The organism is Agrobacterium sp. CG674, assembly GCF_053521645.1.
The window spans coordinates 105,085-114,210 of record NZ_JBNWDZ010000010.1 but is presented as its reverse complement, the minus strand read 5'-3'; the positions used below and the strand labels follow the sequence as shown (position 1 = coordinate 114,210).

18 protein-coding genes are annotated in these 9,126 nt (G+C 56.1%); 17 read left to right on the top strand and 1 reads right to left on the bottom strand.

All coding sequences use genetic code 11. The features are described 5' to 3' along the window. The first annotated feature begins 34 nt into the window (after window positions 1-34). The 9 genes from ACQZ51_RS21435 (at window position 35) to ACQZ51_RS21395 (ending at window position 4,258) form a co-directional block, all read left to right on the top strand. Complete coding sequence (locus tag ACQZ51_RS21435; RefSeq protein WP_448780386.1) at window positions 35-253, top strand: hypothetical protein; 219 nt, start codon at window positions 35-37, stop codon at window positions 251-253. 439 nt (window positions 254-692) lie between these two features. Next, window positions 693-1,103: a hypothetical protein gene (locus ACQZ51_RS21430; protein WP_448780384.1), complete on the top strand. Its 411-nt coding sequence runs from the start codon at window positions 693-695 to the stop codon at window positions 1,101-1,103. 31 nt (window positions 1,104-1,134) lie between these two features. Next, entirely contained in the window at window positions 1,135-1,689 is a 555-nt protein-coding gene (locus ACQZ51_RS21425; RefSeq protein WP_448780382.1) for an HD domain-containing protein, read from the top strand. Continuing rightward, window positions 1,679-2,209 (top strand): hypothetical protein, encoded by a 531-nt coding sequence (locus ACQZ51_RS21420; protein WP_448780380.1) that lies wholly within the window; start codon window positions 1,679-1,681, stop codon window positions 2,207-2,209. Before ACQZ51_RS21425 ends, ACQZ51_RS21420 begins: the two co-directional genes overlap by 11 nt. Before the next feature lie 164 nt (window positions 2,210-2,373). Continuing rightward, the gene (locus ACQZ51_RS21415) at window positions 2,374-2,685 is read left to right on the top strand and encodes a hypothetical protein (RefSeq protein WP_448780378.1); all 312 of its coding nucleotides are present in this window, start codon (window positions 2,374-2,376) and stop codon (window positions 2,683-2,685) included. Further along, window positions 2,685-2,960 (top strand): hypothetical protein, encoded by a 276-nt coding sequence (locus tag ACQZ51_RS21410; RefSeq protein ID WP_448780376.1) that lies wholly within the window; start codon window positions 2,685-2,687, stop codon window positions 2,958-2,960. The genes ACQZ51_RS21415 and ACQZ51_RS21410 overlap by 1 nt, the downstream gene beginning before the upstream one ends. Further along, window positions 2,957-3,157 (top strand): hypothetical protein, encoded by a 201-nt coding sequence (locus ACQZ51_RS21405; protein WP_448780374.1) that lies wholly within the window; start codon window positions 2,957-2,959, stop codon window positions 3,155-3,157. The genes ACQZ51_RS21410 and ACQZ51_RS21405 overlap by 4 nt, the downstream gene beginning before the upstream one ends. Before the next feature lie 259 nt (window positions 3,158-3,416). Next, window positions 3,417-3,575, top strand: a complete 159-nt coding sequence (locus tag ACQZ51_RS21400; RefSeq protein WP_448780372.1) for a hypothetical protein — start codon at window positions 3,417-3,419, stop codon at window positions 3,573-3,575. Between the two features lie 299 nt (window positions 3,576-3,874). Next, window positions 3,875-4,258, top strand: a complete 384-nt coding sequence (locus ACQZ51_RS21395) for a hypothetical protein (protein ID WP_448780370.1) — start codon at window positions 3,875-3,877, stop codon at window positions 4,256-4,258. 141 nt (window positions 4,259-4,399) lie between these two features. On the opposite strand, the gene ACQZ51_RS21390 is transcribed toward ACQZ51_RS21395, so the two are convergent. Further along, window positions 4,400-4,765 carry a hypothetical protein gene (locus ACQZ51_RS21390; protein ID WP_448780368.1) on the bottom strand — a complete coding sequence of 122 codons (366 nt, stop codon included), beginning with the start codon at window positions 4,763-4,765 and terminating at the stop codon, window positions 4,400-4,402. Between the two features lie 413 nt (window positions 4,766-5,178). Between ACQZ51_RS21390 and ACQZ51_RS21385 the strand changes: the two genes are divergently transcribed. The 8 genes from ACQZ51_RS21385 to ACQZ51_RS21350 all read left to right on the top strand — a co-directional run bounded on the left by ACQZ51_RS21385 (window position 5,179) and on the right by ACQZ51_RS21350 (window position 8,991). After that, entirely contained in the window at window positions 5,179-5,580 is a 402-nt protein-coding gene (locus ACQZ51_RS21385) for a type II toxin-antitoxin system death-on-curing family toxin (RefSeq protein WP_448780367.1), read from the top strand. Window positions 5,581-5,990: 410 nt separating this feature from the next. Next, on the top strand, window positions 5,991-6,434 hold the full coding sequence (locus ACQZ51_RS21380; RefSeq protein ID WP_448780366.1) for a hypothetical protein: 444 nt from the start codon (window positions 5,991-5,993) through the stop codon (window positions 6,432-6,434). Continuing rightward, a complete protein-coding gene (locus tag ACQZ51_RS21375; RefSeq protein ID WP_448780365.1) occupies window positions 6,434-6,838 on the top strand; it encodes a hypothetical protein in 405 nt (134 codons plus the stop codon). The genes ACQZ51_RS21380 and ACQZ51_RS21375 overlap by 1 nt, the downstream gene beginning before the upstream one ends. Further along, the gene (locus tag ACQZ51_RS21370; protein ID WP_448780363.1) at window positions 6,835-7,554 is read left to right on the top strand and encodes a DUF5983 family protein; all 720 of its coding nucleotides are present in this window, start codon (window positions 6,835-6,837) and stop codon (window positions 7,552-7,554) included. The genes ACQZ51_RS21375 and ACQZ51_RS21370 overlap by 4 nt, the downstream gene beginning before the upstream one ends. 1 nt (window position 7,555) lies before the next feature. Next, the gene (locus ACQZ51_RS21365; protein WP_448780361.1) at window positions 7,556-7,780 is read left to right on the top strand and encodes a hypothetical protein; all 225 of its coding nucleotides are present in this window, start codon (window positions 7,556-7,558) and stop codon (window positions 7,778-7,780) included. 22 nt (window positions 7,781-7,802) lie between these two features. Continuing rightward, the gene (locus tag ACQZ51_RS21360; protein ID WP_448780359.1) at window positions 7,803-8,543 is read left to right on the top strand and encodes a hypothetical protein; all 741 of its coding nucleotides are present in this window, start codon (window positions 7,803-7,805) and stop codon (window positions 8,541-8,543) included. After that, a complete protein-coding gene (locus ACQZ51_RS21355; protein WP_448780357.1) occupies window positions 8,540-8,788 on the top strand; it encodes a hypothetical protein in 249 nt (82 codons plus the stop codon). The genes ACQZ51_RS21360 and ACQZ51_RS21355 overlap by 4 nt, the downstream gene beginning before the upstream one ends. Next, window positions 8,785-8,991, top strand: coding sequence for a hypothetical protein (locus ACQZ51_RS21350; RefSeq protein WP_448780356.1), 207 nt, complete (start codon window positions 8,785-8,787; stop codon window positions 8,989-8,991). The genes ACQZ51_RS21355 and ACQZ51_RS21350 overlap by 4 nt, the downstream gene beginning before the upstream one ends. The last annotated feature ends 135 nt before the right edge of the window (window positions 8,992-9,126 follow it).

The following is a 9,126-nucleotide window of genomic DNA, read 5'->3' as shown; positions in this document are numbered from 1 at the left end:
AGTAAGTAAGCATTTATTTACACGAGGTAACGACATGAAAGCAGAAGAAAACATTCTCGACGCCCTCTGCGAAGCCGCACTGGAACATGAGTTCTTCCCCGAGAGCAACATCACCAAGCGCCACTTTGAAGGCACGCACGGAAAGTCCGCAACGCACGACCTGTTGATCGAGACCCGCTCCGGCGGCACCTACAAGATCACTGCCGAGCTTCAGCCTGAGAACGGCGATATGCGCACAGCGGGCTACCGCTAAAATACCTATTCCGCCAGAGCCGCGCGGGGCGGCTTATGGCCGAATACCTATCCAAAACAAGAAGTGAAAGCAGCCTGGGATGCCGAATAGGTATTCCGGGATTGCGCCACCGTGACCAAATTCAGGGGTTAGAGACCAAGTATGGGCGTTCTCAAGCGCAAACGCGAATTACTCAAGGCGGCTAAGAATATCTGCCCTGAAGCCACTGTTGAAATGACGAGCGGCACGCACCTTCAAATCAACATCGTAGGACCTGATGGCCGGCGTAAAGTTTACTGTGCGCTGACGCCGTCGGATCACCGCGACACCAAGAATATACAGCGCTCCTTGTTGAGAGCCGCCCGAGAAGTCGGGTGCATTCCTGAGCGCTAACACCTGCCGCATTCCACAGAAGAATGCGCTAATTTCAAGCAATATCAGTAACATACGGAGATCACAAATGGATCGCGTAACCACGCTCAAGCAAGAACTATTCAACGAGATTGTCGCTAAGGCGGCCCTCCAGAACTTCGAACAATCGTTCGCGGATGATGAGCAGAAAACGTGTGCCTATCGTGGCAATGGCCCGTATGCCGGAAGATGCTGCAACGTAGGCCACCTCATCCCTGACGCCAAATACGATGCGGGCTTTGAAGGTAACCCAATCGAGTTCCATATCTTCGAACGCACCACGGCCTATGAAACCTGTATAGCGCGCGGTTTTGACCGTGCCGATCAGGATGAGATCCATCAGTTCCTGCTTGGCCTCCAGTCGGCGCACGATGAATCAGGGAATGGTGCAGAGCACAAGCATCGTCTGACGAATGTCGCCGTCGCAGAATGCCTGACTATTCCCGACACCCTCGCCTAAGCCGGCGGCTCCCACCAAGAAGGACATCACCATGCCCAGATATTCGACCCACGGCGAAGCCATGATCCAGCGCGCCAAAGCCTTTGCTACTGGTGCGCACTCAGCCATCGACCAGAAACGAAAATACACCGACGAGGACTACATCGTTCACCCGCAAGCGGTTGCCGCCCTGATCGGCGCCATTCCTGACCATACCTGGCAGCAGGTGGTTCTCGCTTGGCTCCATGATACGGTCGAGGACACGAAGGTCACGATCGGCGTTATCCGCGATGTCTTCGGAAGCGAGATCGCCGACCAGCTCTGGTATCTCACCAATGTGGACAAGTCAGCGGGCAACCGGGCTGCGCGCCACACCCTGAACTGCGACCGCCTGGCGACAGCGCCGGATCGGGTTAAGACCGTGAAGGTGGCGGATATCTACGACAACATCGGGAATATCGTCACGCTCGATCCAGTGTTTGCGCCGCAGTATCTGAAGGAGAAGGAGCACGCCATGCAGTCGCTGCGCGGCGCTGATGCCATTCTTTGGGGTCTCACCCTCGAGCGTATCCTCAAGTTCCAGAAGGAGCTCCTCCTTGCAGCATGAGGAAACCATCAGCCACCAGTCGAATGGGGAGGTATTCATCACCCTCCTTCGACGTGCCGAAGAGGGCGTCGAGTGGCAGTGGTTTGTCCAGGTAGCAGAGGGCACCGAAACCATCGAGGAAGAATGTCTCGATGAGCATCAGGCGCGCGCCTTCTACCGGATGATCTGCTCCCACAACAGCATCAAGGTTGACTACGAAGCGCCCACCTTTGCCATCGACCTCGCACAGGAGCCGACCACAGAGCTCACGGCCGCGGAAGTCTACCACAACGCGCGAGCGGCGCTGGGACGCCTCAGTCCCGGCTCAGACGCGGCGCTTGCCCTGACACAGGACTGGAAAGCGGAACCGAAGTTCGTGCGCCTGGCGCCAGAGATCCTCGATCTCGCTTTGAGTGGCGATGGGTGGGCCGCTGCATCTATCCGGACAACCTGCCGCCAGATCGCGGCTCAGGCAAAGGCGGAGGCTGACGCCGGAACAAACCGCATGATGGAAGAAGTCGCCGGCTTCGGGGACTTCTGAGGTTGGTTGCCGTCCACGTTGTCGCCCTGCCGAATTCCACGCTGCTGTTCGCTATAAAGTAACTATAGCAATCGAACGTCAGAGGAGTGAAATGAATGGCAAACGCGGGCAATATCGCGTTGGTAATCGGGTCCATCTTAGCCGAGAACGACATCGGTTTTAACATGGGAACGTATGTAGGCGAGGCAGGTGCGTCTCTTCACGATAAGCTCGGTCGAGGCTGTGGCACTGTTGCGTGCATCGCCGGCCACGCCTTCATGTGCGCAAACCCTTTCGGCATTCGCCCCAGCGCCGAGACAGACGCCGACGAGATCGAGACAGCTGCGGCTGAGTTCCTTGGACTCGATACGGATACTGCCCGCCACCTATTCTACGACCTTCCGGAACACTGCCTGCTCGAGGACGTGTCCGCAGAGGCTGCAATCGACACCCTTCAGCGCCTGGCACAGACAGGCATAGTTCATTGGAACCTGTAATGACCGACACCCGTATTCCGCCGGATCCCTTGCAAGAGGTGCTGATCGAGCGCTTGGCAAAGGAGATCGAGCGCGCGACGATGGCTGACTACGGCTGGACCGAGAGCCAGTTCGACACCTGGTGGACCAAGGATCCGGTTTTCACCGCGCGTGCCTGCGGCCGACCTGGTTCGCCTGAACCTATGACCCGTAAGGAGCACGCCCTTTGGCAGCTGCGCGAAGGTCTCAGCAATTCCGGGCTGATCCTTGCCGAGGAATTTGGGGCCGCGACATGACACAGGTCACGAACGAATATGCGGTCTTTCGCCTGGCTCAAATGCTCAAGGCTTACGACGATGCCAACCCTGAAGTGGGCATGGGGCCTTCCTATGGCTACTTCGTGGACCAGGCAGGTCGTCAGCTAGGGCTCGAGCCTTCAGACTATGACGGCCGGCACGTTGAGGATCTCATGAAGGCGAACCATCGTGGGTGATGATGACTACGAGCGTGGCTGTTCTTGCCCAACAGGACACCCGCCCTGCTCCTTCTGCACCTCCTTGACTGAGGAAGAAGGCGATATCTTCTCCGAATACGGATCGAATGCAGTCTACAGATTCCGGGAGGGCGAACTTCCGGCGCCAATGGTTCAGAAGCAGCATTACGCCTGCATGGAAGAGTTTGGAGAGTTTTGATCACCGTCGAAGCCGAAGAGATCCAGGTGTTTGCTATGCACGGCGACCGGATCGCTGAGCGTGGCGGGACCGTGGATTATTGATGGCGAGGACGGCGAGATCATTGAGACCGAGGAAGAATGCGACGATATAAACGAAGCGGCTATGAACCTCAAGGTGGCTGAGTTGGAGGCGAAATACGACCTTCCGGCGCAGTTCGTCGGAGGGGATAACCAATGACAGCCGTCTTCCTCATAACCAAGTGTTGATGTAGGTTGGAAAGTGCAAACGAGGAGACAGAATATGACTGAAAAACAAAACGTCACTACAGCGCGGCCAGTGGTCGAAACGGAACAGAAATCGTCTGGCGGAAGATTTGCCGCAGCTGTTGCTGCTACCGCCACGAACGTCACGACCCCAGCCGCTGGCACATCTGGAACGCAGTCTGGAGATAAACCGTCATCTTCGAAACCCTAAGCAAGTTAACCAGCGAAGAGATTACAGCCTACGCTACGGTAGCGACCCTAGTCGTAGCGACTGTGGCCGCTGTAATTGCGTGGACGCAATATCGCCGGACCCGGAGCATCGCCGAGCTAGATGCGAACCTCAAGCTGATAAGCGAATTGAATCGCCTAAGTAAGCAACAGCTCGGCATAGCCAAGGACCCAGATCAAGCCAGCGAAGTCGCACAGGATTTTCTTGAGCTTTGCGAGGTTTACGCCGCATCCCTGGAGAAGGGGTCGCTCCCGACGCTGTCGAATGAATTCATCAGAGATTTCCTCCGTTATGATTTCCTTGCCGTGGCTAAACACGAGCCATTCCGGAGCTTGCTCCAAATGGACCCGAACCGTCGAAACCATCTAAAATATCTACGACACTTCGCCGAAATTCATGGCTGCGATCTGTCTCAAGACAACGCCTGAGCCTTTTGTGTCTAACCATCGATAATCTTTAGTTATCGATGGTTAGATCAACAACCCACGTCTATCCGGAGTGATGAAACCTATGAGTCGGATAGGTTTCATTCACACCCTATTCACCATACTTTTTAATGTGTTATGGGACTAGAATATTCCGTGCCAAAAATCCGTCTGAGGCTTGTTGGCGGTAGAAGCGTTTAGATAGTCCACGAACGCATTGAGTTCCGCCTGCGCCTGTTCATTGGTAAGCTGGCCGTCGCGCCAAGACTTCCAGACGTAAGAGAGAAGATCCTCGACGTGTTCTGGTGGGTAAATGCTGTCATTGCGCATTATGTCGCCTACTGTGTCATGACCCTCCCATTCAGGATCCATATTGTCTCGCCAGACGGCGACCCGGCTGCGAGGTCCATGGAATATTTCGAATTTCTCCATGGAGAGAATAAATCGATAGGTGTCCGCGTGACCCCATCGTGGGGAGTAGACCTGACACTGAGCTTCGAAGGGTTCCATTGCAATCTCCTCGTTGGTGAGCGCCGAGATTTACCACCCTACGTTTAGACCAGCAACACCTTCGTATCGCTCACTTCGGCCCTGCCGAGCGATACAAGTTAGCCTGGTCTGGTAAGCCGCAGCATATCGCGCTATATCTAGCGCAGGAGATCGAAAATGGCTCAAGACCCTAAAAAACGACCAGTGAAAGTCCGCAGCGCAAACCGAATTATCGGACGAGATGTTCGGACCGGTGGCTTTGTCTCGAATTCAAAGTCTCTCGCGGCGTCTGTGCTAACCCAAAGTCCAAAGCCGATGCCTACTAAGCAGCAACCTGTCCAGGCTCAGCCAATTGGCGAGGATATAGACCCACATCAGTTTGCCAAAGACCTTCTCGTCACCGACAAGGTGATAATGGACTACCTTGCACGCTAATGCCGTCACCTCGCTGGGTCGAAGCCGACAGTATTATCACGCTTAACTTTAGCATCTTAGAGGGCACAACTGAGCGTCACGTTCTGCGTGACCAGGGGGCGCTGGAGTCGGCGGTCGCTCGCCCTCAGAACTATTTTTCCTACACCGGAGATACTTCCGTTTCGATGTTGACCGCCGAGTTAATCTTCGGAATTGGCAAGGCTCATGCTTTCGAGCAGGGTAACAAGCGAACAGCGTGGGCTGCGGGCCGAATGCTTGCTTACCTGAACGGCTTCAAGATTGACGCCCCACACACAACGGATCAAATTTTTCTCGGCCTAGCAGTTGAGCAAGCCGTTACACTCGACCCCCACCCCGGAACGCTAGCTTTCTTGCTAGAGTCGTGGCTCAAGCCCCTCTAGAACACACCAGCAGATCGGGCACGTCACCTGGGTAACTGACCCAGAATCCACTTACTCGTGCCCTTCGATCCGCACCCCATGCACCGGAGGCGCTGCGTCAGCTGCCCTAAATAGGCACCTTTTCCCCATCTGCGCGCCAGCTCCCACCGCGAGAGCCAGGCTTCCCGCTCGCATTTCGAGCAATGTGCGCCGAGCGCGTGCCACTCCGGAATATCCTCAAAGGTCGTGTGCGCCGGATCCATGAGCGGACCCAGGTAAACCACCTCGTTGCTGCCAAGCTCTATTCCACGGCGATGTTTCATGTTCCTATTTTGTTCACAACAGGTGAATGAGTCAACCGCGCTCATCACCTGCCGCTCTCCAAGTTGGCACTTGCTATAAATAATCATAAGCAACGCAGAGAGACAAAAATGTCCATTCAGCACAACGAATTCCGCCTGTCCGTTCACACCAACGCGATGATCGCTGACGACTGCTACCACGTCCGTCTGGTGACGCCTGCGGACAAGATCCAGCTGCTCCTCGACGCCGTGTTGAGCGTAAAGGGTGAGAACGGATATATCGTCGCGGGGCATGCGCAGGTCGGTGGACTAGGCGTTGAAATCCTCGAAGGCGACACCTGGGACGAGAAAGTTCAATGGGCATTCGGAAATGTGGATGAGTTTGACAGCTTCTGGTGGAACATCGAGCGACGGGGTGATGAATATTACCTCGACTTCAATATCGCCAAGGCCCGCAACCAGGTAGATCGTCTCGATCCAGTGATCGGCATGACCGACCGTCTCCCCAGCGACTTCTGGGTCGAGCCAGCAGCGGTGATCCGGGCCATCATGGGCAAGAGGGGTCTCAACTGATGAACCACGCCCTTGAAATGATGTCGAACCTGGAGCGCCATGTGAACCGTCCTCTGGAGGGCCACAGCGTCACATGGTTCGCCGGCATCTGCACCAGCACCGATTACTCGTTTCACTGGAACCTCGGCGCTCACCGGCTTGCTGATGCCGTTTACGATCACGTCCTGACGCTTCAGCACCTGCGACTGAATGACGAGATACAGCGCCAGGGCGTGCTGACAGAATTCATCGAGCGGATCCTCACTCGCGACCCTGCGCCGCGGATCCCACTCACCCATCTTCACTTCAAGGGCTGCAACGAGGTGATCATACCGCTTCTGCAGCGCCTCCACTTCCACTCATACCGGATCGGCGACCGCCAGGATTACTGGATGAAGGTCACAGGCCAAAAGGAGCTCCTATGACTACGATGGCAGAACATGAAGCCAAGATCAAAGCACAGACCGCACCCGAGATCCTCTCGCACTCCGAGTGGCTCAGGGATATGGCGCAGAATGATGGCGTCTTCTCGGATGAGGACGCTGGCCGGATGGTAGACCTGGCGAACGCCCTCAGATTCCGTCCGGAGCTGGATCTCCTCGGTAACTTCAACTTCAAAATCGGTGGCACCTATCCGACGCGCGGCGGCCGCCTGGTCACGATCGTCAGGAAGACCGACACTAAGGGCTACGAATGCGTCCAGGGTGACGACATGGTCATCACCTCCGGCTATCGCTACGCCCGCTCGACCGGCACCCATGACCACGGGCGCTGCACTGGCGGCGAAGGCGACGATCTGTGCAACCTGATCCCTATCGAGATCACCGATGAGCGGATCACCGGACCTCGTCAGTGGGAAGAGCGCCGGCTACTGGTGCTGTCTACCGCCCATCTGCGCGCGGACACGGCAAAGATGCTCACGGACACTGATCCGAAGGATTGGTGCTTCGCAGGTGATCACTACGGCGAATACGGATTCTTCGTCTATGCCTTGCACAAGGAAGACCACATCAAGGATAGCTGGAAGCTGCCCAAGGAGCTCCAGGACGTGATGGCGTTTGCACGCCGAAATGGCTTCACCAATATCCTCTTTGACCGTGATGCGGACGCCATCGAGGAACTACCGAGCTGGGAGTGGTGATATGGCGATCAATCAACCTCTTCTTCGCACAGGTCGTGACGTCAAAGCCTTCCTCAAGTCAAAGCCCGGCTCTGTCCTCTATTTCAACCGGGTGATGAGTGGCAGCCGTGGCGAAATCTGGAGCGGCCCGGTTCGTCCAGAGAGGATTGCCACAGCCTTCCACAGCTACGCAGCCTTCCGGCAGATCAAACCCCTCTACCGAGTGAAGGTCACTCGCAAGGCATAACCTGTTCACAGGGAATGCAACCATGTTGTCAATCTCGGAAAATGCCAGTAAGTCAGTGAATACTTATCTCCCTCTTTTTAACCAAAGTGATCCCATGATAGAGCCTCAAGTAGACCCCAACCATCCGCGTTTTTCGCTCGGGCAGCTCAGGGCTATAGGTCTTCTTGATCGGGGCGACCTGGTCCTCACCAATGATGGACAATATGCCCTTCGTGAGAACGGCGACATCGATCCGGAGCAGTCCGTCCGTAAACCTATTCTCAGGGCGCTCGCAGACAAGGGCATGGTCGAATACCACGACGAGGATGGGAGCCTCTTCTGGCGCATCACACCTGTTGGTAAAGCGGCAGCAGACCCAAGTTCTCCGTGGCAGCGCCCTATGGCACCTCCTGGTCGTCAGCCAAAGCCAAAGCCAGTCTATCCGGAGGCTGAACGTGTAGCGCGCTCGGAGAACTCGGACGTCCGATCCGGTGCCCTGCTCTACTTCGTTCATCACCCATTCGTGGAAGGCAAAGCATACACCACCGTCACGGAAGCCAACCTGGTCGCCAGACAGATCCAAGCAGGTTGCGCACTATCGGATCAGGAGATCCCCGTCATTAATGTGGAGCACCGTCGCTACGCCGCCTTCAGCCAGAAAATGCTGGCTCGCCTCATCAATGGCACCCTCCAGGAAGATGACGTGGTAGAACACCGGATGGAGCCGTGCAGACCTCACCTCAACAAACGGACCTACGCTAAATACGAGGCAATCACCCAATGACCAAATTCACCGTCATCACCACCATGACCGTCGAGGCAGACGATCACAAGCAGGCGGCAAAGAAGGTGTTCGCTCTACACGACACCATGACGCCGGAGGATTACCGAGTAACTCACGCCGAGCTTTATCAGCCGGGCGATGGTGCAATGGTATTCCTCGAACAGGACGACAAGGACGAAGCGCGCCGTGCCTATGCAGCAGGTGAGTATTTCGAAGAGGTCAACATCTCGGACATCAAGCTTTGAAACTATGGGAGCTCACCATCGACCGTGGTGGCATAGCGATCATAGACCGTAGGCTGGTTACGGAGAAAGAAATGCGTGACCTCTGCTATGCCCTAGCCGACGGAATGACCTTCGAAGTGGCGTTCCACCTGGACCCTGACGAATCTGAGCATGAAGGCGTAATGGGCGAGCGGGTGGAATATAAACTGGTGTCTGACGGCTAAGGTCAGCCACCAGGGACCGGCCGCCTACCGGGAACGGTCTTCTCAACACTCCTCGGTGAAACAATCCCAGACACGACCCGGCCACACTGCTCACACCTGAAGCGCCTGCCTATGGCCTTGCCGTCGGGCGGGAGG

Coding starts and splice junctions, on each gene's coding strand:
- ACQZ51_RS21435 (WP_448780386.1), top strand. CDS start 35: ATGAAAGCAGAAGAAAACATTCTCGACGCCCTCTGCGAAGCCGCACTG.
- ACQZ51_RS21430 (WP_448780384.1), top strand. CDS start 693: ATGGATCGCGTAACCACGCTCAAGCAAGAACTATTCAACGAGATTGTC.
- ACQZ51_RS21425 (WP_448780382.1), top strand. CDS start 1,135: ATGCCCAGATATTCGACCCACGGCGAAGCCATGATCCAGCGCGCCAAA.
- ACQZ51_RS21415 (WP_448780378.1), top strand. CDS start 2,374: ATGGGAACGTATGTAGGCGAGGCAGGTGCGTCTCTTCACGATAAGCTC.
- ACQZ51_RS21410 (WP_448780376.1), top strand. CDS start 2,685: ATGACCGACACCCGTATTCCGCCGGATCCCTTGCAAGAGGTGCTGATC.
- ACQZ51_RS21405 (WP_448780374.1), top strand. CDS start 2,957: ATGACACAGGTCACGAACGAATATGCGGTCTTTCGCCTGGCTCAAATG.
- ACQZ51_RS21390 (WP_448780368.1), bottom strand. CDS start 4,765: ATGGAACCCTTCGAAGCTCAGTGTCAGGTCTACTCCCCACGATGGGGT.
- ACQZ51_RS21385 (WP_448780367.1), top strand. CDS start 5,179: ATGCCGTCACCTCGCTGGGTCGAAGCCGACAGTATTATCACGCTTAAC.
- ACQZ51_RS21380 (WP_448780366.1), top strand. CDS start 5,991: ATGTCCATTCAGCACAACGAATTCCGCCTGTCCGTTCACACCAACGCG.
- ACQZ51_RS21375 (WP_448780365.1), top strand. CDS start 6,434: ATGAACCACGCCCTTGAAATGATGTCGAACCTGGAGCGCCATGTGAAC.
- ACQZ51_RS21370 (WP_448780363.1), top strand. CDS start 6,835: ATGACTACGATGGCAGAACATGAAGCCAAGATCAAAGCACAGACCGCA.
- ACQZ51_RS21365 (WP_448780361.1), top strand. CDS start 7,556: ATGGCGATCAATCAACCTCTTCTTCGCACAGGTCGTGACGTCAAAGCC.
- ACQZ51_RS21360 (WP_448780359.1), top strand. CDS start 7,803: ATGTTGTCAATCTCGGAAAATGCCAGTAAGTCAGTGAATACTTATCTC.
- ACQZ51_RS21355 (WP_448780357.1), top strand. CDS start 8,540: ATGACCAAATTCACCGTCATCACCACCATGACCGTCGAGGCAGACGAT.